The 26,656-nt window shown below is 44.5% G+C and carries 26 protein-coding genes; 10 read left to right on the top strand and 16 right to left on the bottom strand.

Translation table 11 applies throughout. The annotated features are described in order from the left end of the window. Positions 1 to 10 precede the first annotated feature (10 nt). Together pdhR and ampD are read right to left on the bottom strand one after the other, a co-directional pair. On the bottom strand, positions 11 to 778 hold the full coding sequence (gene pdhR / locus R8269_RS09830; protein WP_005379989.1) for a pyruvate dehydrogenase complex transcriptional repressor PdhR: 768 nt from the start codon (positions 776 to 778) through the stop codon (positions 11 to 13). 405 nt (positions 779 to 1,183) lie between these two features. Continuing rightward, entirely contained in the window at positions 1,184 to 1,735 is a 552-nt protein-coding gene (ampD, locus tag R8269_RS09835; RefSeq protein ID WP_042521337.1) for a 1,6-anhydro-N-acetylmuramyl-L-alanine amidase AmpD, read from the bottom strand. 92 nt (positions 1,736 to 1,827) lie between these two features. On the opposite strand from ampD, the gene nadC reads away from it, so the two are divergent. The 8 genes from nadC (at position 1,828) to yacG (ending at position 9,068) form a co-directional block, all read left to right on the top strand. Then, complete coding sequence (gene nadC, locus R8269_RS09840; RefSeq protein ID WP_005379983.1) at positions 1,828 to 2,715, top strand: carboxylating nicotinate-nucleotide diphosphorylase; 888 nt, start codon at positions 1,828 to 1,830, stop codon at positions 2,713 to 2,715. A gap of 262 nt (positions 2,716 to 2,977) precedes the next feature. Further along, positions 2,978 to 3,463, top strand: a complete 486-nt coding sequence (locus R8269_RS09845; RefSeq protein WP_025768185.1) for a pilin — start codon at positions 2,978 to 2,980, stop codon at positions 3,461 to 3,463. A gap of 2 nt (positions 3,464 to 3,465) precedes the next feature. Beyond that, positions 3,466 to 5,151 carry a type IV-A pilus assembly ATPase PilB gene (pilB, locus tag R8269_RS09850; RefSeq protein WP_025768184.1) on the top strand — a complete coding sequence of 562 codons (1,686 nt, stop codon included), beginning with the start codon at positions 3,466 to 3,468 and terminating at the stop codon, positions 5,149 to 5,151. A 23-nt stretch (positions 5,152 to 5,174) separates the two neighbouring features. Beyond that, positions 5,175 to 6,398, top strand: a complete 1,224-nt coding sequence (locus R8269_RS09855; protein WP_025768183.1) for a type II secretion system F family protein — start codon at positions 5,175 to 5,177, stop codon at positions 6,396 to 6,398. Between the two features lie 64 nt (positions 6,399 to 6,462). After that, positions 6,463 to 7,332 (top strand): prepilin peptidase, encoded by an 870-nt coding sequence (locus tag R8269_RS09860; RefSeq protein ID WP_025768182.1) that lies wholly within the window; start codon positions 6,463 to 6,465, stop codon positions 7,330 to 7,332. Beyond that, entirely contained in the window at positions 7,333 to 7,947 is a 615-nt protein-coding gene (gene coaE / locus R8269_RS09865) for a dephospho-CoA kinase (RefSeq protein ID WP_017635920.1), read from the top strand. It begins immediately after the preceding gene. Positions 7,948 to 7,974: 27 nt separating this feature from the next. After that, positions 7,975 to 8,715 (top strand): cell division protein ZapD, encoded by a 741-nt coding sequence (gene zapD / locus R8269_RS09870; RefSeq protein WP_005373086.1) that lies wholly within the window; start codon positions 7,975 to 7,977, stop codon positions 8,713 to 8,715. 158 nt (positions 8,716 to 8,873) lie between these two features. Further along, positions 8,874 to 9,068 (top strand): DNA gyrase inhibitor YacG, encoded by a 195-nt coding sequence (gene yacG, locus R8269_RS09875; protein ID WP_017635922.1) that lies wholly within the window; start codon positions 8,874 to 8,876, stop codon positions 9,066 to 9,068. A gap of 312 nt (positions 9,069 to 9,380) precedes the next feature. Here yacG and rplS read toward each other — a convergent pair whose 3' ends face one another. The 5 genes from rplS to ffh all read right to left on the bottom strand — a co-directional run bounded on the left by rplS (position 9,381) and on the right by ffh (position 12,983). Further along, positions 9,381 to 9,734 carry a 50S ribosomal protein L19 gene (rplS, locus tag R8269_RS09880; protein ID WP_005379971.1) on the bottom strand — a complete coding sequence of 118 codons (354 nt, stop codon included), beginning with the start codon at positions 9,732 to 9,734 and terminating at the stop codon, positions 9,381 to 9,383. 41 nt (positions 9,735 to 9,775) lie between these two features. Then, entirely contained in the window at positions 9,776 to 10,537 is a 762-nt protein-coding gene (trmD, locus tag R8269_RS09885) for a tRNA (guanosine(37)-N1)-methyltransferase TrmD (RefSeq protein WP_005385420.1), read from the bottom strand. Positions 10,538 to 10,564: 27 nt separating this feature from the next. Then, positions 10,565 to 11,113, bottom strand: a complete 549-nt coding sequence (gene rimM, locus R8269_RS09890; RefSeq protein WP_005379964.1) for a ribosome maturation factor RimM — start codon at positions 11,111 to 11,113, stop codon at positions 10,565 to 10,567. A 29-nt stretch (positions 11,114 to 11,142) separates the two neighbouring features. Continuing rightward, positions 11,143 to 11,391: a 30S ribosomal protein S16 gene (gene rpsP, locus R8269_RS09895; RefSeq protein ID WP_005379962.1), complete on the bottom strand. Its 249-nt coding sequence runs from the start codon at positions 11,389 to 11,391 to the stop codon at positions 11,143 to 11,145. Positions 11,392 to 11,600: 209 nt separating this feature from the next. Next, a complete protein-coding gene (ffh, locus tag R8269_RS09900; RefSeq protein ID WP_318222520.1) occupies positions 11,601 to 12,983 on the bottom strand; it encodes a signal recognition particle protein in 1,383 nt (460 codons plus the stop codon). Between the two features lie 224 nt (positions 12,984 to 13,207). Here ffh and R8269_RS09905 point away from each other — a divergent pair, with 224 nt between their 5' ends. Together R8269_RS09905 and R8269_RS09910 are read left to right on the top strand one after the other, a co-directional pair. Further along, the gene (locus R8269_RS09905; protein WP_005379950.1) at positions 13,208 to 14,002 is read left to right on the top strand and encodes an inner membrane protein YpjD; all 795 of its coding nucleotides are present in this window, start codon (positions 13,208 to 13,210) and stop codon (positions 14,000 to 14,002) included. Positions 14,003 to 14,126: 124 nt separating this feature from the next. Continuing rightward, positions 14,127 to 15,407, top strand: a complete 1,281-nt coding sequence (locus R8269_RS09910; RefSeq protein WP_005379948.1) for an HlyC/CorC family transporter — start codon at positions 14,127 to 14,129, stop codon at positions 15,405 to 15,407. Positions 15,408 to 15,475: 68 nt separating this feature from the next. Here the strand turns inward: R8269_RS09910 and luxS are convergent, their stop codons facing one another. The 9 genes from luxS to R8269_RS09955 all read right to left on the bottom strand — a co-directional run bounded on the left by luxS (position 15,476) and on the right by R8269_RS09955 (position 26,028). Further along, a complete protein-coding gene (luxS, locus tag R8269_RS09915; protein WP_318222521.1) occupies positions 15,476 to 15,994 on the bottom strand; it encodes an S-ribosylhomocysteine lyase in 519 nt (172 codons plus the stop codon). Between the two features lie 84 nt (positions 15,995 to 16,078). Continuing rightward, positions 16,079 to 16,684, bottom strand: coding sequence for a hypothetical protein (locus R8269_RS09920; protein WP_005379943.1), 606 nt, complete (start codon positions 16,682 to 16,684; stop codon positions 16,079 to 16,081). Positions 16,685 to 16,707: 23 nt separating this feature from the next. Then, positions 16,708 to 18,276: a glutamate--cysteine ligase gene (gene gshA, locus R8269_RS09925; RefSeq protein WP_005385430.1), complete on the bottom strand. Its 1,569-nt coding sequence runs from the start codon at positions 18,274 to 18,276 to the stop codon at positions 16,708 to 16,710. A 156-nt stretch (positions 18,277 to 18,432) separates the two neighbouring features. Next, positions 18,433 to 21,276: a M16 family metallopeptidase gene (locus tag R8269_RS09930; RefSeq protein WP_017820389.1), complete on the bottom strand. Its 2,844-nt coding sequence runs from the start codon at positions 21,274 to 21,276 to the stop codon at positions 18,433 to 18,435. 9 nt (positions 21,277 to 21,285) lie between these two features. Continuing rightward, positions 21,286 to 21,747, bottom strand: coding sequence for a YqaA family protein (locus R8269_RS09935; RefSeq protein WP_318222522.1), 462 nt, complete (start codon positions 21,745 to 21,747; stop codon positions 21,286 to 21,288). Further along, positions 21,741 to 22,691 carry an NADP-dependent oxidoreductase gene (locus R8269_RS09940; RefSeq protein ID WP_318222523.1) on the bottom strand — a complete coding sequence of 317 codons (951 nt, stop codon included), beginning with the start codon at positions 22,689 to 22,691 and terminating at the stop codon, positions 21,741 to 21,743. Before R8269_RS09940 ends, R8269_RS09935 begins: the two co-directional genes overlap by 7 nt. Positions 22,692 to 22,814: 123 nt before the next feature. Beyond that, positions 22,815 to 23,945, bottom strand: a complete 1,131-nt coding sequence (locus tag R8269_RS09945; protein WP_005379935.1) for a sodium ion-translocating decarboxylase subunit beta — start codon at positions 23,943 to 23,945, stop codon at positions 22,815 to 22,817. 9 nt (positions 23,946 to 23,954) lie between these two features. Beyond that, positions 23,955 to 25,739, bottom strand: coding sequence for a sodium-extruding oxaloacetate decarboxylase subunit alpha (oadA, locus tag R8269_RS09950; RefSeq protein WP_149192423.1), 1,785 nt, complete (start codon positions 25,737 to 25,739; stop codon positions 23,955 to 23,957). A gap of 31 nt (positions 25,740 to 25,770) precedes the next feature. Beyond that, positions 25,771 to 26,028: an oxaloacetate decarboxylase subunit gamma gene (locus tag R8269_RS09955; RefSeq protein ID WP_005379932.1), complete on the bottom strand. Its 258-nt coding sequence runs from the start codon at positions 26,026 to 26,028 to the stop codon at positions 25,771 to 25,773. Positions 26,029 to 26,656 lie beyond the last annotated feature (628 nt).

Consider the following 26,656-nt stretch of genomic DNA (forward strand, 5'->3'; position numbering starts at 1 on the left):
AGTAACGCTCTTACGAGTCATTACCCTGCTGAATTCGACGCAGAGAACGCTCTCGTCGAGACTCTTCTCGAGTCAAATCCAACAATGTTTCTTCGATGTAAGCCAAGTGCGAGTGGGACATTTCTCGCGCCTTTTCAGGCTGACCAGAAACAATCGCATCCACGATATTGGCTCGGTGTTTACTGACTTTCTCGACCGCTTCTGGGCGGCGACGTAGTAATTTAAAATTTTGTAGAATATTTTGCTCAAGCAAAGGTGCTAAGCTTCGAACAATGTGCAACAAAACCACGTTGTGCGCGGCCTCTGTCAAAGCGATCAAAAATTGCATTACTTCCGCAGATTCAGCTTCGATATCGTTGTTTGCTTGCTCTTGACTAATGCGCTCAAGGCAACCTTGAATACGCGCAAAATCTTCTTCGGTACCACGTAAAGCTGCAAAGTAGGCTGAAATTCCTTCCATCGCATGACGAGACTCAAGCACATCAAGCTGGGTTTCAGAATGACTAGACAACAAATTCAACAAGGGATCTGAAAAGCTCTTCCAGATATTCTCACTTACGAATGTTCCGCCACCTTGGCGACGAGTCAACAAACGCTTCGCTTCCAAGCGTTGAATGGCTTCTCGGACTGAAGGACGAGACACATCGAACTGTTTTGCCAGTTCACGCTCTGGAGGCAGTTGTTGCCCCGGAGACAATGTTCCTTCCACTATCAACCTTTCTAACTCTTGTTCTATAACATCAGAGAGTTTTGGCTGACGAATCCTTTGATAAGCCATAATTTATTGTTCTTCTACTCTTGCAGGTAATTGGTAATACCAATTTTAAGTTGGTGCAGAAATTAACATAATTAAAACGCCACTGTCCAGCCGAAAATTGACCTAAATCATAGAACGAGCTTACTTCCAACACTCTGATAACAATCGACTGTTAAAACAGCAATAGAATTGGTATGACCAATTACATAAAGCATACAAATGGGAAGTCGACGTGCTAGCAGTTTTGGAAAAGAAATACAGAAAATGACAAAATTATCAGTCTATTTATTCACCAAAACGGCATGTGCGAGCGTAAAAATGTAGTTAACTTTTAACAATCATTAATATTTCTGGTATCAAAAAAAGGCATACCTGATCGTATGCCTTATTTATTTCGCTTTTTTGAATTTACACTTTCGCTACAAATCAACGCTGTATAAGCAGTCTATATTTCACCCAATCAAAGCTTAGACCAGGATCGCTTTTTCTCAAGGGCGCAATATATTGATGACCGGTAATTCGTGGCGGGGTGATTTGAGGATAAGACTGCATAATCACCTCAGTGATCTCTGCAAGTGATTGATATTGCGCTTCTGTGTAGGCAGTAAATTCTGTCCCTTCAAGCTCGATACCAATGGAATAGTCATTACAACGCTCCCTGCCTGCGAAACTGGATTGACCGGCATGCCATGCTCTATCAAGAAAAGAAACAAATTGAACAACCTCGCCGTTTCTTTTAATCAAGCAATGTGCAGAAACGCCCATTTTGTGAATGACTTCAAAAAATGGATGTTCATTTGGGTCTAGCTTGCCAGTGAAGAAGTCCTCTATATATGGTCCACCAAACTGCCCAGGAGGCAAACTGATATTGTGTACCACCAGCAGAGAGATGTCGTTTATATCAGAGCGGGCATCAAAAAATGGTGACGGAACATGCTTTGCTTGTGTCAGCCAGCCATTCTCGATAATTGGGCGCATATCAACCTCTCTACTTTGCAAATTAACTGCTGAAATTATTGACACCGGAGAGTATCATTCGTTGCCATCTCCCTTTCAAGACAAGATTTGCGATGAAGAACACACACAACATTCAAGAACGCCTAGAATACCTTAAACAACAACTCCCTTTAGAGATCACTCGCTCTGTCGCTGATACCTTAAAAGAAGATCTAGGTGGCAGTGTCGACGCAGATAATGACATTACTGCATCTTTGATCCCTGCCGATGCGGTTAATACCGCAACGATTATTACTCGTGAGCATGGTGTGTTCTGTGGTCAAGCATGGGCTGATGAAGTTTTTAAACAGCTCGGTGGCAAGGTCAGCATTGAATGGCACGTAAAGGACGGCGATAAAGTCGAACCTAACCAAACCCTTTGCACGCTTACAGGCCCTGCTCGTGACTTGTTGACTGGTGAGCGTAACGCAATGAACTTCATCCAAACGTTGTCTGGCTGCGCAACAGTTACCGCAGAGTACGCTGAAAAAATCGCGCATACTGAGTGTCGTCTACTAGATACACGTAAAACCATTCCAGGTCTGCGTAGCGCACTAAAATACGCCGTGACGTGTGGTGGTGGCTTTAACCATCGCATCGGCGTGTTCGACGCTTACCTCATTAAAGAAAACCACATTATTGCTTGTGGTGGCATCACTCAAGCCATCCAAAAAGCGAAAGAGCTTAACCCAGGCAAACCGGTAGAAGTCGAAACGGAAAGCTTAGAAGAGTTGAAACAAGCGATAGAGGCTGGTGCCGACATCATCATGCTCGATAACTTCACAAAAGAAATGATGCGTGAAGCCGTAGCGATTAACGCAGGTCGTGCCGCTTTAGAGAACTCCGGCAACATTACGCTAGAGACCATCGCAGAATACGCAGAAACCGGTGTCGATTACATTTCGGTAGGCGCGTTGACTAAGCATCTAAAAGCGATGGATCTTTCGATGCGCTTCAAATAATAAAAGCAACACAATCTCAATTACTTCAACTAACTCAGTGAGTTGTGAGTAACTCATCATTTAAAAGGGCCAATTGGCCCTTTCTTTTTATCCACTAAAAAAATAGTACTACTCGCAAAACTCTGCATGCGATATGCAACTTTTCACCAAAGAGTTTTATCTCACTCGAGAGCCCATCTCTTCCCCATTTTCAACCCACCTTAACTCTCCATAATCTTTCGCTAATGCAAGAGCATTATTAATTTTTAGGAAAGGGTTAAAAATGAAAAACAGTAAACAGAAAAAACAACAGGGTTTTACTCTGATCGAATTGATGATTGTGGTGGCGATTATTGGTGTTTTGGCTGCTTTTGCAATTCCTGCATACCAAAATTATACAAAGCGAGCTCACGCGAGTGAGATGTTACACGCGTCGAATGCATTTAAAACCGCCGTGGGTGTCTGTCTATTAAGTTCTGAAACGGACTGTACGGACGGTACTGGTGGGGTTCCTAACGGGCAAACTTTTGATAAGGCAACTGGTGACGATAAGTTTGCTATAAGCTCTTCTGTATTGCAAACAACACTAGGAACAGTTGATACGGACACATTTATCAGCGCAACTATTGATGCTACTGATGGCAAAGGTGGATTACCAGCCGGTTTTGAAGTGCGTTTAACACCAACTTTAAGTAACAGTGGAGTGGTATGGGGAGTAACATGTAATTCTACTGGTGGTAACCACGCAGATTTCTGCCCAACTAACTAGTAATGCTAACCAACCTCTCAACGGTTCTTCGTCAAGCGGGAATACTGTCTTTTTCCCAAGAAGAATCGTTACTTGAGCAAGCTAAAGCTTCTGGCATTTCAATGCCGGAGGCTTTGCTCAGTTGTGGCTTTTTCCAATCACATGAGCTGACTGAGCACCTTAGCTCTATCTTTGGACTTTCCTGCACATCACTCAGTCAGTATGAGTACTCGTCGCTGTGCCAAAAGCTTGGCTTGCGCGATCTGATCACTCGACATAATGCCTTGCCACTCAATCGCACATCTTCCACATTAACACTCGCGGTTGCAGACCCAACTAACTTACAAGCGGAAGATGACTTTCGTTTTGCGACAGGGTTGCAAGTAGAGCTTGTTCTCGCTGATTTTCGCGAGCTGACCGCTGCGATTCGGCGCTTATATGGCCGAGCACTTGGGCAAGAAAAGTCTGGATTAAAAGAGATCAACCAAGAAGAATTAGCCAATCTGGTTGACGTGGGCGCAGATGAAATCGACAACATTGAAGACTTGAGCCAAGACGAATCTCCTGTTAGCCGTTACATCAACCAAATTCTGTTGGACGCTGTGCGCAAAGGCGCATCCGATATCCACTTTGAGCCTTATGAAAAGATGTACCGTGTGCGCCTACGCTGTGATGGCATCTTAATTGAAACACAGCAGCCACCAAGCCACTTAAGTCGCCGCTTATCCGCTCGTATCAAAATCCTCTCTAAACTTGATATTGCAGAGCGACGTTTACCACAAGATGGGCGTATTAAGCTCAAGTTGAATCAAGACACCGCAATTGATATGCGTGTATCCACGCTACCGACTCTATTCGGAGAGAAAATTGTACTACGACTGCTCGACAGCAGCTCTGCGTCATTGGATATCGACAAGCTTGGTTATAGCGAACAACAAAAACAATTGTACTTGGATGCGCTGCGTCGCCCACAAGGCATGATTCTGATGACAGGCCCAACCGGGAGCGGAAAAACCGTTTCTCTGTACACTGGGCTGAGTATCCTCAATAAGCCAGAAATCAACATTTCCACGGCAGAAGACCCAGTAGAAATTAACTTATCGGGCATTAACCAAGTTCAAGTTCAGCCTAAGATTGGTTTTGGTTTTGCCGAAGCCCTGCGCTCTTTCTTACGTCAAGACCCGGATGTGGTAATGGTCGGTGAGATTCGTGACTTAGACACCGCCGAAATCGCTATAAAAGCATCGCAAACCGGTCACTTAGTACTTTCAACCTTACATACCAATTCTGCGGCTGAAACGGTTATTCGTTTATCAAACATGGGCGTAGAAAGCTTTAACTTGGCCTCATCTCTTAATTTGATTATTGCCCAGCGCTTGGCCCGTAAACTGTGCTCGCACTGTAAACAATCACAAGAGCTTACCGTTCAGCTACAACATCTTGGAATTCAAGCAAGCGACAACATTTTTAAAGCCAATCCCGATGGATGTAATGAGTGTACCCATGGTTATTCCGGCCGAACGGGAATTTATGAAGTGATGCGCTTTGATGAATTTCTTTCCGAAGCGCTTATTAAAGGCGCCTCAGTACATGAACTAGAAAAACTCGCCATCGCAAATGGTATGAGCACGTTACAGATGTCGGGCATAGAAAAACTCAAACAAGGGATCACAAGTTTTAGTGAACTACAGCGCGTACTTTATTTTTAATCCTTTAATCAGCAGTCACCTCTATGAAAAGCACTACACCACAACTTAAAAACTTCCGCTGGAAAGGCATCAACAGTTCTGGCAAAAAGACGTCTGGACAAACCCTCGCGATGACAGAAATTGAAGTACGCGAGCGTCTAGACGCACAGCACATCAAGATCAAGAAGTTAAAGAAAAGCAGTATCTCGTTTCTCACTAAACTCAGCCATCGCGTGAAAGGCATAGACATCACGGTGTTTACCCGTCAGATTTCGACGATGTTGATAACCGGTGTACCCTTAGTTCAGGCTTTAAAATTGGTCTCAGAAAATCATAAAAAAGCAGAGATGAAATCCATTTTGATGAGCGTGACACGCGCCGTTGAAGCGGGGACGCCCATGTCAAAAGCCATGCGCACTGCAAGTGAACACTTTGACCCACTCTATACCGATCTTATCGCCACAGGTGAGCAATCCGGTAACTTAGCAGAAGTGTTCGAGCGCTTAGCCACCTACCGAGAAAAAAATGAACAACTCCGTGCGAAAGTGATCAAAGCACTGATTTACCCAGCGATGGTAGTGCTAGTAGCGTTAGGCGTGTCGTTTATCATGCTCACAAAAGTCATTCCCGAGTTTGAAAAAATGTTTGTTGGTTTTGGTGCTGACTTACCGTGGTTTACCAGGCAAGTATTAGATCTTTCCGCCTGGACACAAAACTGGAGTCCGTTTATCGCACTAGGCTCCATTAGTTTATTCATTTCGGCGAGAATCCTCTCTAAGCGTTCAGATTCTTTTCGCTTAATGCTCAACCGATCTGTGCTTAAATTTCCTGTCCTGGGCCCTGTATTATCAAAAGCCGCTATCGCCAAATTTAGTCGAACACTCGCCACAAGCTTTACAGCGGGCATTCCAATTCTAACCAGTTTAAAAACCACATCAAAAACATCAGGAAACTTGCACTATCAACTCGCCATAGAAGAAGTTTACCGTGATACCGCCGCAGGTATGCCAATGTATGTAGCCATGCGCAACTGTAATGTGTTCCCTGAATTGGTGTTACAAATGGTTATGATCGGTGAAGAGTCTGGTCGACTTGACGATATGCTCAATAAAGTTGCAACAATCTACGAGTTTGAAGTCGACAACACCGTCGACAACCTTAGTAAAATTCTAGAGCCACTAATTATCGTTTTTTTAGGTATCGTTGTTGGCGGATTAGTGACAGCAATGTACTTGCCAATCTTTAACTTAATGAGTGTATTGGGCTAGAATGAGCTGTTAACTCCTTTAAAACAGCATCTTGCTGATTTCACTCATCGCTCAAGAGACAAATATGGAAGTATTCCAGTACTACCCTTGGCTATTCGTTGTGTTTGCCACCATCTTCGGTCTTATCGTGGGTAGCTTCCTCAATGTGGTTATTTATCGACTACCTAAAATCATGGAACTAGAATGGCGACGCGAATGTGCCGAGTCATTTCCTGAATACAAAATAGAACCTCCTAAAGAAGTGCTGACCTTGAGCGTCCCACGCTCCTCCTGCCAGAAATGCGCAACACCGATACGTATTCGCGACAACATTCCTGTGATTAGCTGGCTGCTTTTAAAAGGCAAATGTCACAACTGTCAGACAACCATTAGCACACGCTATCCACTGATTGAACTGCTCACTGCATTCTGCTCAGGCTTTGTCGCTTACCACTTTGGTTTTAGTTACTTTACCGTTGCACTACTCTTTTTCACTTTTATCTTAATCGCTGCAACATTTATCGATCTCGATACTATGTTGTTACCTGACCAATTAACATTACCATTAACTTGGGCTGGCATTGCCTTAGCATTAGTCGAAATAAGTCCTGTTACTCTACAAGATTCTGTCATTGGTGCTATTGCTGGTTACCTATGTCTCTGGTCCGTTTACTGGGGCTTTAAGCTACTTACTGGTAAAGAAGGAATGGGATATGGTGATTTTAAACTACTAGCAGCACTAGGGGCTTGGCTGGGCTGGCAGTCACTGCCGATGATCATTCTACTTTCTTCTGTGGTTGGCATCGTATTTGGCATCATTCAACTACGCTTGCAAAAGCAGGGAATTGAAAAAGCTTTCCCTTTCGGTCCTTACTTAGCAATTGCTGGTTGGATAAGCTTAATTTGGGGCGAGCAGATTTTAAACTGGTACTTTACTTCAGTTCTAGGAGTGTAAATGGCTTTGGTTATTGGTTTAACAGGTGGTATCGCTAGTGGAAAAACAACCGTCGCGAATCTGTTCAAACAACAATTTAAAATCGATATCGTTGATGCCGACATTGTAGCAAGAGAAGTTGTCGAACCAGGTACTCCCGGCCTAAACGCGATTATTGAACACTTTGGTCACGATATCGTTCGTGAAGACCAAACTTTAGATCGCGCAAAGCTGAGAGAAAAAATCTTTTCGAATTCAGATGAAAAAGCATGGCTCAACGCACTGTTGCACCCGATAATTCGTGAAAAGATGATCGAAGATTTGCAGCAAGTCACTTCAGAGTATGCGTTACTTGTGGTGCCGTTGCTCGTAGAAAACAAGCTAGATAGTTTGTGTGATCGCGTTCTTGTCGTCGATGTAGAACCGAATACACAGATATCTCGCACGATGAAACGAGACAATGTGAGTGAAGATCAAGTTCGCGCCATCCTTGCCTCTCAAGCATCAAGAGAGCAAAGGCTCGCGCTTGCAGACGATGTGGTTAAGAATAATCCAAGTGACCCTGATCTTTTGCTTCAAATCACAGATTTGCACGAAAAGTACCTAGCCATGTGTAAGAAAAATCTGCGAAAATAGGAACGAAACTCACAAAGGCTTATGTCGATGACCACGCACAAATTTGAACATCCGTTAAATGAGAAAACTCGTATTTATCTAAGAGTGGAGTCTCTGCTGCGTCAGGCTCACTTGGCCTCTGGGTTTAGCGAAAATCATCAGTATCAACTGTTTTTCCGTGCGTTATTCGATATGGTTGAGATCTTCGAACAGATCCAGTTGAAAAGTGAACTGGCTAAAGATCTTGAGAAGCAACGGCTGTCGTACCGCCATTGGCTAAATGTTGATGGCGTCGATCAAGACGCATTAAATACCCTACTACAAGAGATAGATGTCGTTCATAGCCAACTGATGGGTGCAGAACGTTTTGGTCAAGCACTAAAAGAAGATCGCTTCCTAAGCTCTATCCGTCAACGCTTTAATCTACCGGGTGGTTCATGCTGTTTTGATCTGCCAGCATTACACTACTGGCTTCATCTACCTATTGAACGTAAAAAGCGTGATGCACAACAGTGGCAAGCAAGCTTAAAGCCCTTATCTGATGCGCTTTCGTTATGGTTAAAGCTCACTAGAGAGACCGGACATTTCAAAGCTCAAATCGGTCGTGCAGGTTTCTTCCAAAGTGACGCTGATGAAGCCAACATTCTAAGACTTCACATCCCAATGGAATATGGCGTGTATCCTATGATTTCAGGCCATAAAAACCGCTTTGCGATCAAGTTCATGTCGTTTGAAAACGGTCAAGCGTGCACACAAGATATTGAATTTGAACTTGCTGTGTGCAGCTAAGACGACACTTAGCCTCGCCTCCATAATCTAAAATTCAACGCTTTATTGCGCTTATATTTGATAAAATTTCGTAGCAGCAATAGCGCGTTGAATAAGCCATCTTTAATTCGTTTAGGTATACTACCCTTTAACACCAATTAGTAATGGGACGCTCAACTATGTCTAAAGTTACCATCGTTCAATGTCCACAATGTGGCGCCGACGTAGAATGGGGAGAACAAAGTCCTCATCGCCCTTTCTGCAGTAAACAATGCCAAATGATTGATTTTGGTGAATGGGCAGATGAAGAAAACACCATCCCAGGCGCACCCGATATGTCCGATAGTGATGGCTGGTCTGAAGACCAGTATTAAATTGAGACCTAGGGTAAAGGAATACCCTAGGTTCCTTCTTGGGGAACCTGAATCACGCTCCGTCGTCGCTGTCCAGAATGACGAATTTTAACCACGGTACTCTGTAATCTTTGACCATCATTTCCTGTCATTCCGAGGAGCCATAGCGACATCAGGAATCTATTCACAACAAGACAGAGGCGTGGAGTGTACGTCAGTGCATGAGCATCGACAGTGCAGGTCGGGCGAAAAGAAACGAGCAAGCTAATTACACAAATAAAAAAACGGAGCCCTAAAAGGACTCCGTTTAAGATGAGAACGCTAGTTATAGCATTACTTCTTAGCAAGTTTCTCTTTGATACGAGCAGACTTACCAGAACGCTCACGTAGGTAGTACAACTTGGCACGACGTACTGCACCACGGCGTTTAACTTCGATGCTATCAACGATTGGAGAGTGTGTTTGGAACGTACGCTCAACACCTTCACCGTTAGAGATCTTACGTACAGTGAAAGCAGAGTGTAGACCACGGTTACGGATTGCGATTACAACGCCTTCGAAAGCCTGTAGACGCTCACGGTCACCTTCTTTTACCTTAACTTGAACTACAACAGTGTCACCTGGTGCAAATTTAGGTAGGTCTGATTTCATTTGCTCTTCTTCAAGAGCTTTGATGATGTTACTCATTTTTTAAATTCCTAGAATAAACTGATACTAAATAAATTAGGTTACTTTGCGTTATGTTCTTTAATGGCTTTATGCTCATTAACAAACTCAGCAAGTAATTGTTCCTGTTCGTCAGTCAGAGCTAGGTTTTCCAGGAGCTCTGGTCTTCTTAGCCAAGTACGGCCCAACGACTGCTTGAGTCGCCATTGACGAATGTCCTTGTGATTGCCTGACATCAGTACAGCTGGTACCTCTTTGTCATCCAATACTTCTGGACGCGTATAGTGAGGACAATCTAACAAGCCATTTGCAAAAGAGTCTTCTTCTGCTGACGCGAAATCCCCTAGTACACCCGGAACAAACCGAGAGACAGAGTCGATTAACGTCATGGCTGGTATCTCACCACCCGTCATCACAAAATCACCAATCGACCATTCTTCGTCGACTTCAGATTGAATGATGCGCTCATCTACCCCTTCATAACGACCACAAATCAGAAGCAAGTTCTCATTCGTTGCCAGTTCTTCCACTCCTTTCTGGTCGAGCTTGCGACCTTGAGGAGAAAGGTAGATGACTTTCGTCTTGCCCGGTGAGGCTGCTTTCGCGGTATGAATGGCATCGCGCAAAGGCTGAACCATCATTAACATACCAGGGCCACCACCGTAAGGTCGGTCATCGACTGTGCGATGTTTGTCGTGAGTGAAATCTCTAGGATTCCAAGTCTCAATCGACAAAAGACCTTTTTTAACCGCTTGACCTGTTACTCCAAAATCAGTAACAGAACGGAACATTTCTGGAAAAAGGCTAATAACGCCAACCCACATGTTTATCTCGCTCTGTAATTTTGGAGATTAGAATCCAGGATCCCAGTCAACTTCGATCCGTTGAGCTTCGCGATCAACATTAATGATCACTTGCTCTTCAAGGAACGGGATTAATCGTTCCTTCTGCCCGAAAGCATCTTTAAGATTTGCTTTAACAACCAGAACATCGTTTGAGCCAGTTTCTAGCATGTCAGTAACGACACCTAGATCGTAACCTTTAGTAGTTACAACTTGCATCCCAAACAATTCGCGCCAGTAGAACTCATCTTCTGACAATTCAGGAAGTACCGCAGGGTCAATAGCAATTTCAAAGTTCGTCATTAGATGCGCGTCTTCACGAACATCCATGCCTTCCAGCTTAGCCACCATACCTTTGTTATGGCGCTTCCAGCTTTCTACTTTGTACTCAACCCACTTGCCCTTTTGGTTAATGTACCAAGGGCTGTAATCGAAAATGCTTTCAGCATTGTCTGTGTAGGAAAAAACCTTAAGCCAACCACGAATGCCGTAAGTAGCACCAAACTTGCCTACAACAATCTTTTCGTTGCTCATTGTTTCTTTACCTTTCATCGACATAAACTAGTTTCTACTTTTCAAGTAAAAAATTAAGCCGCTTTTTGAGCGTCTTTAACTAGCTTAGCAACACGGTCAGATACTGACGCGCCTTGACCAACCCAGTGGTTAACGCGGTCTAGGTCTAGACGTAGACCTTCTTCTTGACCTTTAGCAGTTGGGTTGAAGAAACCAACTTTCTCGATGAAACGGCCAGTTGCAGCGTTGCGGCTGTCCGCTACTACGATTTGATAAAATGGACGCTTTTTAGCGCCGTGACGTGCCAAACGAATGGTTACCATGTCGTCCTCTTTGCTTTCTCAAAAATAAAATTAACCCCAAAAACCATTCAAGAAATTAAACAGTTTGGGGTCTCGTGCCAAAATAAAGCTCCGGAATTTTACTCTTCTCCCGGAGCAATGCAAGGAGTTTAGTTACTTTTTCACCAACATAAATTGAATTTAAAGTTTGTGACGTACCTAACACCCTGAATCTATGCGTGATCGATTAATTAACGACCAAATGGGTTGAAGCCACCGCCACCCCCCATGCCGCCCATCATGCCTTGCATGTTGCGCATCATGCCTTTCATGCCACCTTTTTGCATCTTTTTCATCATTTTCTGCATTTGGGTGAACTGTTTTAGTAAGCGGTTTACATCTTGAACCTGCACACCAGAACCAGCCGCGATACGCTTCTTGCGCGAGCCCTTGATAATTTCTGGGCGTTGACGTTCTTTCATTGTCATGGAGCTGATGATCGCTTCCATCTGTTTGAACATCTTGTCATCGACTTTATCTTTCACATTGTCTGGTAGCTGGGACATTCCTGGAAGCTTATCCATCATCCCCATCATGCCGCCCATGTTTTGCATCTGGCCTAGCTGTTCACGGAAATCTTCAAGGTCGAAACCTTTCTTCTCTTTGAACTTCTTCGCTAACTTTTCTGCCTTTTCTTGGTCAACGTTGCGTTGTAGGTCTTCAATCAAAGACAGAACGTCACCCATGCCAAGAATACGTGAAGCAACACGATCTGGGTGGAACGGTTCTAGCGCGTCAGTTTTTTCACCGACACCCAAGAATTTGATTGGTTTGCCCGTGACATAGCGTACTGAAAGTGCCGCACCACCACGAGCATCACCATCAACCTTAGTTAGAACTACACCGGTAAGAGGTAGCGCATCGCCAAAGGCTTTTGCTGTATTTGCTGCGTCTTGACCCGTCATGGCGTCAACAACAAATAGCGTTTCTACTGGGTTGATAGCTGCGTGAAGATCTTTGATCTCCCCCATCATCTCTTCATCAATTGCCAAACGACCTGCGGTATCGACAATCAATACGTCGTAGAATTTTTTCTTCGCATGGTCAATCGCTGCATTGGCGATATCAATAGGCTTTTGGTCTGGTGATGATGGGAAGAAGTCAACACCGATGTCTGATGCCAGTGTTTCAAGCTGCTTGATTGCCGCAGGACGGTAAACGTCGGCAGACACAACCAAGACTTTCTTCTTGTCACGTTCTTTTAGAAGCTTAGATAACTTACCTACCGATGTGGTTTTACCCGCACCTTGTAGACCAGCCATAAGAAGCACAGCAGGTGGTTGAGCAGCAAGGTTTAGCGCCTCATTCGACTCACCCATTACGGCTTCAAGTTCTGTTTGAACGATCTTGATAAATTCCTGACCTGGAGTCAGAGATTTAGAAACTTCTACGCCCACCGCTTTTTCTTTAACGCGGTTCACAAATTCACGAACGACCGGAAGCGCAACGTCAGCTTCAAGTAGAGCCATTCGGACTTCACGTAGGGTTTCTTTAATGTTGTCTTCGGTCAGACGACCTTTACCACTGATATTTTTCAGCGTTTTGGATAATCGATCCGTTAAATTCTCAAACATCTTTGTCTCTTCGCTAAAATGGCGATTAATTAGTGTGAGTATACATTAGCCAAGGTCTGAGTCATACCCGTACCGCTGTCCTATTCTTGTCTCTATTTATATATGGTGCGGTAACTTATTAATTTCAATATCTCATCTCTCACGATTGATGTCGGATATAACGTAGCCCCAAAGTGTAATGCAAGGTATAATTTCTCCATCGTGCACAATAATATTTAGGATTCATGGATAGCTTAATAGCCATCGCGGCCGCCATACTTTATGTCTTGGCGATTGCGACCATCATACCCGGACTCTCACAACAGTCAGGAATCAAAGCAAAAACAGTGTTTGCTAGTGCTGCCTGTGCGCTTGTTTTTCATGCGTGGATTTTGAGTGATCTGATCTTTGATGGTTCAGGTCAAAACCTGAGTATTCTCAACGTGGCTTCTTTGATCAGTTTTATTATTTCTCTGGTCATGAGCCTTGCTATGTTGAAAAACCGACTGTGGTTTTTATTGCCTGTCGTTTATAGCTTTGCTGCCATCAATTTATCTGCAGCCACATTTTTGCCAAGCACGTTTATAAAGCACCTAGAGAATGACCCTAAGCTACTCATTCATATTTCATTTGCGCTCTTCTCATACGCGACTTTAACTATCGGGGCACTCTATGCGCTTCAGTTGGCTTGGCTGGATCACAAACTGAAAGCAAAAAAATCTTTGGCGATTAACCCAAACCTGCCGCCTCTATTAATGGTGGAGCGTCAACTCTTCAAAATTATTTTGATCGGTAACTTATTGTTAACTGCCACGCTCATTACTGGCTTTGTCTTTGTGCAGGATATGTTTGCCCAAGGTAAGGCACATAAGGGCATTCTTTCTTTCATCGCTTGGGTGGTGTACTCAATACTGCTTTGGGGTCACTATCAAAAAGGCTGGCGTGGTAGAAAAGTCACATGGTTCGCTGTTGCAGGAGCAACACTGTTAACTCTGGCATATTTTGGCAGTCGCTTTGTAAAAGAAATCATCTTGAATTAAGGAGCTCTAGGGCTCCTATCCTTTATATTTTAGGCTAGATAAAATACAGTACGCCTTAACTCTTTGACTTAACGGACTTACTCAACCGTTATATAACCCAATACTTACAAGGAACAGCAACGTTTTGGACGACATCTCTACGGGTATCTTGTTTGCGCTACTCGCGTGTCTTATCGTCATATCAGGTTACTTTTCCGGTTCAGAAACAGGGATGATGTCTCTGAATCGTTATCGCTTAAAACACTTAGCCAAAAACGGGCATAAGGGTGCTAAGCGAGTCGAAAGACTATTAGACCGTCCAGATCGTTTGATTGGTCTTATTCTTATCGGCAACAACCTCGTTAATATTCTCGCGTCTGCTATCGCGACCATTATTGGTATGCGTTTGTATGGTGATTTAGGTGTCGCTATCGCAACCGGTGCACTAACTATGGTTGTATTGGTTTTTGCCGAGGTTACCCCTAAAACAATTGCAGCGCTTTACCCTGAACGTGTGTCCTACGCGAGCAGTATATTATTGACCATACTGATGAAGTTACTGTCGCCTTTAGTGATGCTTGTTAACTTTATTACGAATGGCTTTATCCGCTTACTTGGCGTAAGAGCGGATCACTCAGCAGAAGATCATCTTAGCTCCGATGAGCTGCGTACGGTGGTAAATGAAGCAGGCGGTTTGATTCCTCGCCGACACCAAGACATGCTGGTGTCGATTTTGGATCTTGAGCACGTCACCGTGAACGACATTATGGTCCCACGCAATGAAATTACTGGTATCGATATTAACGACGACTGGAAATCCATTGTTCGTCAGCTAACCCACTCACCACATGGACGCATAGTTTTCTATCGTGACCAAATTGATGAAGTGGTTGGTATGCTGCGCTTGCGCGAGGCTTATCGTCTGATGTTGGAAAAGAACGAATTCAACAAAGAAACGCTATTACGTGCTGCTGATGAGGTCTATTACATCCCAGAAGGCACACCACTGAACGTGCAAATGTTGAAATTCCAACGTAACAAGCAACGTATCGGTCTGATCGTGGATGAGTACGGTGATATCATCGGTCTAATCACTCTTGAAGATATTCTGGAAGAGATCATTGGTGAGTTCACGACGTCAATTTCTCCAAGCCTCTCTGATGAAATCAGTCCTCAAGGTGACGGAAGCTTTCTTATTGAAGGCAGCACCAATATTCGAGATATTAACAAAGGCCTGAAATGGGATTTACCAACGGATGGCCCAAGAACGTTAAACGGTCTTATTTTGGAGCACCTGGAAGATATTCCAGAGAGCCATTTAAGCGTGAGAGTAGCGGGTCATCCAATGGAGCTTGTTGAGATTGAAGAAAACCGCATCAAGCTCGTTCGTGTTTATCCGAAGAAGAAAAAATCGACATCCAAATAACCAAAAGAAAAGCCTGACTCATGTCAGGCTTTTTTACTTATTGGGGCAATATGCTTCTTAATAAGCACCTAGTCGATGCGCAACTCTTTTAACATCGGCTCAGGCAAAGCAAGTTCATCATTTTTGTTCACCGAAACACCAGCATCCAAAATGTTCTTTGCGATCTGTTGTGCTTCTTTTAAAGAGTGCATTGCTGCCGTGCCGCATTGGTATTCGTTAAGTTCAGGGATCTTATTCTGACTTTCTACCTTCAGCACATCTTCCATTGCTGCAATCCAAGCATCTGCGACTTGCTGCTCTGATGGTGTGCCAATCAGGCTCATATAAAAACCTGTGCGGCAACCCATAGGCGAAATATCGATGATCTCAACAGAATCACCGTTTAGGTGATTACGCATAAAGCCTGCATAAAGGTGCTCTAGGGTGTGAATACCTTTTTCAGAAAGAATGTCTTTGTTTGGCGCAGTAAAGCGTAAATCGAAAACAGTAATCGTATCCCCTTTTGGGGTCTGCATGGTTTTCGCCACTCGTACAGCGGGTGCGTTCATACGAGTGTGGTCCACGGTAAAACTATCGAGTAAAGGCATTACATCTCTCCTGATTGTAACTCCAGTACCTTTCGGTAATGGATAAATGTCATTCATCCCTACAGCACATGAACTGACTGTGGGCTAAAAGAACCAGCTGCTGTTGTCTTCTAATTCCTGACGACATTGCTTCAGCTGCCAGCCATAAGTTTTCGCTGTTTGTTCAACACGTCGAGCGACTTTGATTAAACTAGGTTTTCGATTATAAGTGCCTCGCTTATACCCACCTCGCCCTTCATGATAAGCCAGATACTGGTTATAGGGATCCCATAATGAAATCCCTAGCTGACGCCGTGTTTCATGAGTGTACCAACCGACAAACATCATAGAATCATCGAAGTTGGTACGAGAGCCACCCTGACCTGTCGCATCTTGGAAGTCTTCCCAAGCAGGGTCTTGAGCTTGAGCGTAACCATACGCACTGCTGACTCGTCCCCAAGGAATAAACCCTAGCAAATAATCTTTAGGTGGTTTTGCATCGTGCCGAAAGCTGCTTTCTTGTTTAATGATGGCCATAGCGACATGAATAGGGGTACCCCATTCATCTTCCATATCTTTGGCATCATCGTACCAACCGGATTTCTCTCGGAATATCTCGCATAAGTTATTCTGCTGCTTTGGCGGTGCCGTAGCACAACCTGCAAGTAACACGCTTCCAAGTACCGCTACTACTGACGACTTAATGTTCAACCGCACCAATCCTTAGTTAGTCATTACTGCTTCAGGTAAGCAAAGTAATCTTCCAAAAAATCATCAAAAGAAAGCGTATCACTCTGCTCTGCTTGCTTTTGTTTTTCCACGGACGACGCTACTTCCGTTTCCATCGTATCTTGTGAGTAGTACTGATAACCGTGAGCTAGGTTTTCATCACGGTACTTCATACCAAGAGTACAACCAACTTTACCTAGCCCACCCAGCTCTTTCGTTAGCTCTAATAGTTGACCAGAGATCGTTAGTTCTGGGTTATCAATCCATGTCTCGAGTTGATTACACACATCTTGGTATGCACTGCCACCAGCGGTCATATCCATTTGCTGTGCTATTTGACGTAACTCGACGAAAACTCGGTGTGCCCAATCTTGTAGAGATAGACGCTCACCTTGGCAGCCAATTTGCAGCATTAGACCTTTTTCACGGCCAGAAACAATGACTTTATTCCAGTTATCGCGCCAACACTCTAATTCACAGTTATCCATAGGGTCTGAGTCTGACAAGGCCGCCCAGGTAAGGAAGAGATCCAAGAATCGTACTTGCTCTTCATTTAAGCCCACTGCGCTGAATGGGTTAACATCTAGAGAACGAACTTCAATGTATTCGACACCACCGCGTCGTAACGCATCTGAAGGCTTCTCACCACTTTTCGATACACGTTTTGGACGAATCGGAGCGTACAGTTCATTCTCAATTTGTAAGATATTGGAATTAAGCTGGCGGTATTCACCATCCACTTTTACCCCAATTTTCGCAAACTCTTCTGATGGGTGGCGAATCGCATCACTCAAACCATCGAGGTATTGGTCAATGCTGTTAAAACCAATTTTCAGCACACTTTGAGCACTATTGGTATAGCCAAGATCGCTCAAACGCAAAGACGTCGACTTCGGCAAATATAATGTCCCGCCAATCTTCTCGAATGGCAGATCGGTTTCACGACCTTGAATAAAAGAGCCACACAACGCTGGTGATGCACCAAAGAAGTAGGGAATCATCCAGCCAAAGCGGTAGTAATTACGGATCAACGCAAAGTACGCATCAGACTTAGCATCTTGGCGGGCTTGTTCATCTTGCTCGCCATAGAGCGCATCCCAAAATGTTTCAGGAAATGAGAAGTTAAAATGGACACCTGAAATTATTTGCATCAGGCTGCCATAGCGACGCTTTAGACCTTCTCGGTACAGCGTTTTCATTTTCGCTGCATTCGAAGAGCCATACTGGGCTAACTGAATATCATCCTCTGAGCCGACGTAGCAAGGCATTGATAGTGGCCACATTTTCTCTTCACCCATTTTGGTTTGAGTGAAATGATGGATATCTTTCAGCTGTGCCATCAGTTCTGGAATTTCATGTGACACAGGCGTAATGAACTCTAACAATGATTCCGAAAAATCCGTTGTGATCCATTGATTTGTGAACGCAGAGCCTAACCCTTCAGGATGAGGAGTTGTAGCTAGATGTCCATCCTGACGATAGCGCAAAGTTTCTCGCTCAACACCGCGTCCAAACTGCTTAAATACTTCGGGGTTTGATGCAACTTTTTTTAGTCGCGCAGCAAAATCAGTCAAAATGAGGTTCGCTTATATTGGGAGCAGGACACTTGTTACATAACACAAGTGTAAGCTAAGTTATTGATAGTTAATGCATCTAGATAAATAACCCACGAAAAGTTGCTTATCTAGATGAATAGCGGAGAAACGTTTCTCCGCTATTAAATGTGTACTCTATCGAATGATTTCAAGCTCTTCTACGTCTTTCCCCAACTTTTCTAATTGAGGACGCAACGATTTAGCATCACCAACGACGATAATTTGATAGTCATTTGGATCAAACCATTTCTGAGCCAGCGCATTCAACGTCTGCTTATCGACTTTTTCTACGATAGCGTTTCTTTGCTGCAAGTAATCATGATCGAGGTTGTACTTAAGAATATCACTGATGAGCTCCGCTTTTTGTGTTGGCGTTTCATATTTCAGTGCATCTTTTTGACCGACCGCTTGACGCATAAATTTCATCTCTTCATCAGTAATACCTGACTGCGAGTATTCATTTAGCTCATTTTCCATCTCAATGATCGAAGCAACCGTTGCATCCGCTCGTACTTGCGCGGTGAAAACCACCGAGCCTGTTTCTGGATTACCAGAGAAGTAGCCGTAAGCACCGTATGTGTAACCCTTGTCTTCACGTAGATTTTGGTTAATGCGGCTATTGAAGTTCCCAGCTAAGTTGAAGTTTGCCAGTTGGCTTAGGTAAAAATCGCCCGTTGCGTCGTAAGGCATACCTTGACGAACCATCATGACCACACTTTGCGGCGCTCCTGGTTTATCAACAAGATGGATCTTTTGCTCACCTAATGCAGCAATGCTTTGCGGTGCATACAATGGCGCAGCTTCATCTTGCCAGTTTTTCCAGAACGTCAGTTGCTGCTCAATTTCCTGTTTATTGATGTCACCAACAACGACGATTTGCGCACTTTGTGGCGTGTAATGCTTCGAGTAGAATTCACGGACATCATCCAACGTTAATGCACTGACACCTGCTTGCGTGCCGTCTTTTGGTCGAGCAAAAACCGAATCCCCATAGAGCACCTGGCGACTCGCTTGTGACGCCATCCAACTTGGATTTTGGTGCTCATATACCAGGCCTTCTAGCGCTTGCATTTTTACACGCTCGAAATCATCTTGATTAAATGCAGGAGACAGCAACATCTCTTCGACAATTTTTAACGTCGGCTCTAAGTTCTTTTCTAGAGCAGAAACACTGATGTTTGTTGTATAACCTGTGGCATTAACAGAGATAACACTACCCAGTTTATCAAGCTCAGCTTGAATCTCTTCGACACTGCGTTTCGTTGTGCCTTCTTGCAACATCGCAGCGGTCAATTGGGCAAGACCTTCTTTACCCTTTTCAACAAAACGTGTCCCGGCAGGTAGACTAAATTGCATCATCACCGTCGGCGTTTCATCGCTAACTGCACCAAGCAGCTCTGAGCCATTCTTGAAATGTAACTCGTACAGCTCTGGCATCGTCGCTTTCACTGGTTCTCCTACTGGCGGTTGCACTGAGCGATCGAAGTTATCGGTCGCACGACGATACGCCAATTGGTCATCGGAAATCTTCTCATATTCTGGCAACGTACGCTTTGGTGTCACAAAGGTCGCAGGTTTTACGACAAGGTCTGTTTTTCCTTTTGGGACCACGCTTAGGGTCACTTTGTTCTTACCTTGGATAAAGTCCGTATACGCTTTTTCTACCGAAGTCGGCGTAACTGCACGGATTTGTTCAAGCTGTTGCTCAAGACGATCAGGATCGCCGAAAAATGTCTCGTTGGAAGCCAACTGAGTCACTTTACCTTTAACGCTTTCTAGCGCAAAAATAGCATCCGCTTCCGCTTTACCCTTCAACTGCTCAAGGCGATCTTCTGTCACGCCTTTTTCCGCAAACTGATTCAGTGATTGTAAAAGCTCGTCGTACAGTTTTGATAGGTCGCCTTTGTCTCCAGAATCACCCATTGCGTAAACGTAAAAGTTACACGCCAGTTCAGCACAGTCATGGAATGAACCAGCATCGACCGCTTTTTGAGTCTTCACTAGGTCTTGATAGAGCACGCTGTTGGTACCGCCACCCAATACTTCTGATAACGTGTCGAGAGACGCTTGGCTTTCTTCGCCGTTGTAGGTTGTTGGCCACGCGATCATCACCATAGGTTGTTGAATACGATCTTCTAGCGTGATGTATTTGTCTTCTTGCAGTTTTGCAGGTTGTTTCGGCGCATTTTCAACCTCAGGACCACGAGGAATCGAACCGAAGTACTTATTTACCCACTCTAGAGTTTGTTCAACGTCTAAGTCACCACCGATCGTGATAGTCGCATTGTTTGGGCCATACCAACGCAAGAAAAACGCTTTGAGGTCGTTCACATCAACACGATCAAGATCTTCAACATAACCAATGGTTTGCCACGAATACGGATGACCTTCAGGATATAGCGCTTCGGACATGCGCTCCCAAATCAAGCCATAAGGACGATTATCGTAACGCTGAGCTCGCTCATTTTTTACAGTCGAACGCTGAATTTCAAATTTGCGTTGAGAAACCGCATCCAGCAAAAAGCCCATACGGTCAGACTCTAACCACAGCATTTTCTCGAGCTGGTTAGCAGGGACAGTTTCAAAGTAGTTAGTACGATCGCGGTTTGTTGTACCATTTAACGTGCCGCCAGCCTCTGTGATGATTCTGAAGTGCTCTTGGTCACCAACGTTCTCTGAGCCTTGGAACATCATGTGCTCAAAGAAATGCGCAAAACCAGACTTACCCACTTCTTCACGAGCTGAACCAACATGGTAAGTCACATCCACATGGACCAATGGGTCAGAATCTTCAGGAGCTAAGATCACCGTTAAACCATTATCGAGTTTATACTTTTGGTATGGAATCTTAACTTTGCCTTCTTCAGCTTTCGATGACTCAACGAAAGTTACCCCTTTCGGCAGTGATGAAACTGGCGTATTTGATGCACAGCCCGTGATCACCAACAGTGAACACGCGCCAACCCAAAACATCTTCATGTACTTTCCTTAAAATAATCCGAGATAGATGGCCGCAAGTAAGCTATACCTAGCAGCCTTTCCTAAAAATATTAAAATCACGCAAGGCAGAAACTTCATTCTTAGCCACCCTGCGGCTAAACACAGCGGGTCTCCTATTACAGGTAACCAGCTAAAAAATAATCCCCAATAGCCATACTTAGAGAGCCACTTTGATGCGGTATGACCGTGCTTTTCCTCTTGTGCTTTGTTGGGAATCCACAAGCCAAGCCAATAATTTGTTAAGCCACCAAGTGTATTACCGATAGTAGCGACCATAACAATTGAAGAAACGGAGTATTGATTTAATGAGAGAGTGGCAACCAAGCCCGCCTCAGAACCACCAGGCAACAACGTGGCACTGAGAAAACCGGTCATGAAAAGCACCCATAATGCTGAATCTGAAAACCAAAGCGCTAAACTTTCAAAACTCGTGTTAAATGCTTCTAGCATGTCATATCAAGCAACACCTTGCCTCTGGTTCTTCCTGATTCGACCTGCTGGTGAGCACCAATGACATCACTCATAGGATAAACCTGTTGAATTTCAGTCTTCAGTAAGCCAACGCCCACCATGTACAACAAGGTATCTAACTGCGCAGGGTGTGGTTCAACCAACATACCACTAGCCTCAAAGCCTAGGAGTTTGGCTTTTTCACAAATCAGCTCAGCAGTTATGGTTGGAACGGTGATGACTCTCGCATTGTCTTTCAGGCATTTAAGCGCATCTAACGCAGCATCTCCGCCTACTAAATCAATCAAAACATCAACATCTTCAACACGTTCTGACACTGGTGCAAATTGATAGTTCACTGCATGAGCACCGAGCGTTGCAAGGTAATCTAAATTTCGTTCACTGCAGGTTGTAAAGACTTCCGCTTTCGTCGCGATCGCAATTTGTACCGCGAGGTGTCCAACACCACCGGCACCAGCAAGGATAAGTACGCGATCGTTTTCATTCACATTAGCCTTACTGAGAGCTTGTGCCGCAGTTTGTCCCGCCAACGGTAATGCAGCAGCTGCCTCCAAAGTTACGGAGCTAGGAACATGACTTAACTCAGTTTCTGGAACACATATGTATTGGCTGTAACCACCGCCTCGAACTGGGAAACCAATAAATCCAGCCACCTCATCACCTTCATTAAAACGTGATGCCCCCTCTCCACAAGACATCACTTTTCCTGAGATGTCGTAACCTGGCACCCAAGGTAAATTATCCTTATTCTGCGCTGCCGCCCAACCGAGCCCAGCTCGAGTTTTGACATCAATAGGATTTACGCCTGAAAAAGCGACTTTTACTAAGACTTCACCAGGCTGTGGTGATGGTGTAGAAGCATGTTGAATCGCGAGTACGTTGGCATCACCAAACTCAGTGATAACGATCTGTTTGTGTTCCATAAACCATTCCCTGCAAGAAAACAAAAAGGGATGCGAAAGCATCCCTTTGACTATAAACCATTTTGTTAACCTAAGTTAATCGTGATTTTGTAAATTGGTTGATCATTCCATTTTCAATAATGTCTAACCAACAAGTGCTAACAATATACCAGCCGCAACGGCTGAACCCAGGACACCAGCAACGTTTGGTCCCATCGCATGCATTAACAAGAAGTTTTGCGGGTTAGCTTGTAAACCAACTTTGTTTACGACTCGCGCGGCCATTGGTACCGCAGAAACGCCAGCCGCACCAATAAGTGGGTTGATGTCTTCTTTCGAGAACTTGTTAAGCAGTTTCGCCATCAGGACGCCCGCACCAGTACCGATACTAAATGCAACTGCGCCTAACCCCAAGATACCTAACGTTTCTAGGTTCAAGAACTGCTCAGCTTGCAGCTTAGAACCAACACCAAGACCTAAAAAGATAGTCACTATGTTGATCAATTCATTTTGAGCAGTTTTCGATAAACGATCGACCACACCAGCTTCACGCATCAAGTTACCCAAACAGAACATACCAACCAATGGCGTAGCTGAAGGTAAGAACAGAATCGTCATCAGTAATACAGCAAGCGGGAAGATGACTTTCTCCCATTTACCAACATGACGAAGCTGAGCCATCTTGATTTGACGCTCTTCCTTGGTTGTCAGTGCTTTCATGATTGGTGGCTGGATGATCGGCACCAATGCCATATAGCTGTATGCCGCGACTGCAATCGCACCTAGCAGATCTGGAGAGAGCTTACTCGCTAAGAAAATCGCTGTTGGCCCATCAGCACCACCGATGATCGCGATAGACGATGCATCCGCCATGGAAAACTCCATGCCAGGTACATAGTTGAGTAAAATAGCGCCAAACAGTGTTGCAAAAATACCAAACTGCGCAGCCGCACCTAACCACAACGTTTTTGGGTTTGCGATCAAAGCACCAAAGTCGGTCATCGCGCCCACACCCATGAAGATCAATAGCGGGAACACACCCGATTCAATCCCAATGTAGTAAACGTAGTAGAGCAAGCCACCAGGCTCAGTAAAGCCAGCATTTGGAATATTCGCCAAAATAGCACCGAAACCAATCGGCAATAACAGTAAAGGTTCAAATCCTTTTTTAATTGCCAAAAACAGCAAGGTACAACCAACCAGCATCATACAGATTTGGCCGAACTCGAAGTTAGCGATCCCTGTTTCTGCCCAAAGGGTTAACAATCCGTCCATGATACTCCCTTACGCCAGGCTCAACAGAGGCGCACCTACTGTGACAGCATCGCCTTCTTTAACGTTCAGCTCTTGAACCACACCACCACGCGCCGCTCGTACTTCAGTTTCCATTTTCATCGCTTCAAGGATGAGCAATACATCGCCTTCAGCTACCTCAGCACCAGGTTGAACATTCACTTTGAAGATGTTACCTGCAAGAGGAGCAGGTACCGCTTCTGCTGAAGCATTAGAAGGTGCGCTAGGTGTAGCCGATTTTGCCGGTGCATTAGAAGGAGCAACAGATGTCAGTTCACCTTGAGGGCCAACTTCCACCTCATACACCTGCCCGTCAACACGTACACTATAAGTTTCTACACCACCAGTTGCTGGTTGAGCTACAGGTACAGCAGGCTTCGCAGCTTCTAGCGTTGGTGCAGGCTCAAATGCTTCTGGGTTTTCACGATTCTTAAGGAACTTAAGCCCAACTTGAGGGAAAAGTGCATAAGTGAGTACGTCATCAACACGCTCACTTGCTAGCTTAATGCCTTCTGATTTCGCTTTCTCCATCAGATCAACCGTAAGCGTCTCCATTTCAGGCTCAAGTAAATCGGCAGGACGACAGGTAATTGGCTCTTTACCATCAAGCACTTTCGCTTGCAGTTCTGCATTTAACTCGGCTGGCGCTTGACCGTACTCACCTTTCAATAGGCCAGCGGTTTCCTTGGTAATACTCTTGTAGCGCTCGCCAGTAAGAACGTTAATCACCGCTTGCGTACCGACGATCTGTGAAGTTGGAGTCACCAATGGAATGAAACCAAGATCTTCACGTACACGAGGGATCTCTTCTAATACTTCATCAATGCGATCCGCAGCACCCTGCTCTTTCAACTGGCCTTCCATATTGGTCAGCATACCACCAGGCACTTGAGCAATCAGGATGCGTGAATCGACTCCTTTTAACTGGCCTTCCCACTTCGCATACTTCTTACGTACCTCACGGAAATATGCGGCGATAGATTCCAGTTGCTCGAGTTTCAAATTGGTATCTCGCTCGGTGCCTTCTAGCATAGCGACTACCGTTTCAGTCGGTGTATGACCGTAAGTACAACTCATTGAAGAAATCGCAGTATCGAGAATATCAATACCGGCTTCTACTGCTTTTACCGCTGTTGCTGTAGACAGCCCCGTTGTTGCATGACAATGAAGTGCCAATGGCACATCACAAGACGCTTTGATACGCGTGATAAGCTCTTCCGCTTCATAAGGCTTAAGTAAGCCAGACATATCTTTAATACACAGCGAGTGACAACCTAAATCCTCTAGGCGTTTTGCCAAGTCAACCCAAGTGTCTGCGTTATGCACTGGGCTCGTAGTGTAAGACAACGTACCTTGAGCATGCGCACCAACATCAACCGTTGCTTTAACGGCTTTCTGGAAGTTTCGCACGTCATTCATTGCATCAAAAATACGGAATACATCCATGCCGTTAGCATGCGCGCGTTCAACAAACTTCTCTACTACGTCGTCGGCATAATGGCGGTATCCTAAAAGGTTTTGACCACGCAGTAGCATTTGCATTGGTGTATTAGGCATCGCTTTTTTTAGTTCACGTAAACGCTCCCAAGGGTCTTCTCCTAAGAATCGAATACAAGAATCAAATGTTGCACCGCCCCAAGTCTCTAGAGACCAGTAACCAACCTTATCCAACTCAGCTGCGATAGGCAGCATATCCTCAATACGCATACGCGTAGCAAATAGTGATTGATGGGCATCACGAAGGACCACATCAGTAATAGCTAGTGGTTTAGACATGCTCTTAAACTCCTTTTTAATCCTAGTTCGGCTACTTCGCGAATGAGGCGCGATGTTTATGAATCGCAGCCGAGATCGCCGCCACTACTTGTGGACTAACAGCTGAAGAGGTTGATTGAATATTAGTGTTTGTTTTTGGTGCTGCGATCGGCTCTGGTACTTCTTCTGGTACCAATTTCGACATTAACCGAACGAGATAAACAAGAATAGTGAGGAAAATAAATACGACCGCCATCCCCGTTAGCATCAGGGTGGCCGCATCTACTAGCAGGCTTCCTATATTAGTCATGTTGCTTCCTTTCTTTGTCATCCTGACAACGTGCAGGACTTTAATAGTGTCAAATCCCGACCCATGGATTATCTCGATTGGTTAAATTTTGTCAATTTTGTTTAAGGAAGGTTTGTAGTAATCCTGATAAATGATTATTTATTCACTACCCAGATCACAGTTCATGACAAAATAATCACTTCAAATCGCTATCACCTTACGAACAGAGTAAAGGAGGACATAAATAAAAACTGCGATTTAGATTTCAAAATCAAATCGGGACTCACGCAGTAAAAACCAACAAAAACAAAAAGATGAACAAGATTAACAATAAACAAACAAATAACAAACAAAGTGACTACATGAGAGTGATTGAAATGAAAAATGGAAGTCAGTGTATAGGAGGGATAATCAGGATGATTTCACACGATGCGACAGAAGCTTGATAGCAAATTGCTTAGATACGCACATATTCGCTTTTAAAAAAGAGGAACATAGGCTCTAGTGATCCTACGCCATATTTCAGATGTCTAGATACAAAAAAGCCTCGCAATTGCGAGGCTGTTTCAATGAGTGGCGCGTCCTGGAGGATTCGAACCTCCGACCGCCTGGTTCGTAGCCAGGTACTCTATCCAGCTGAGCTAAGGAC

The organism is Vibrio sp. Vb0667, assembly GCF_033391095.1.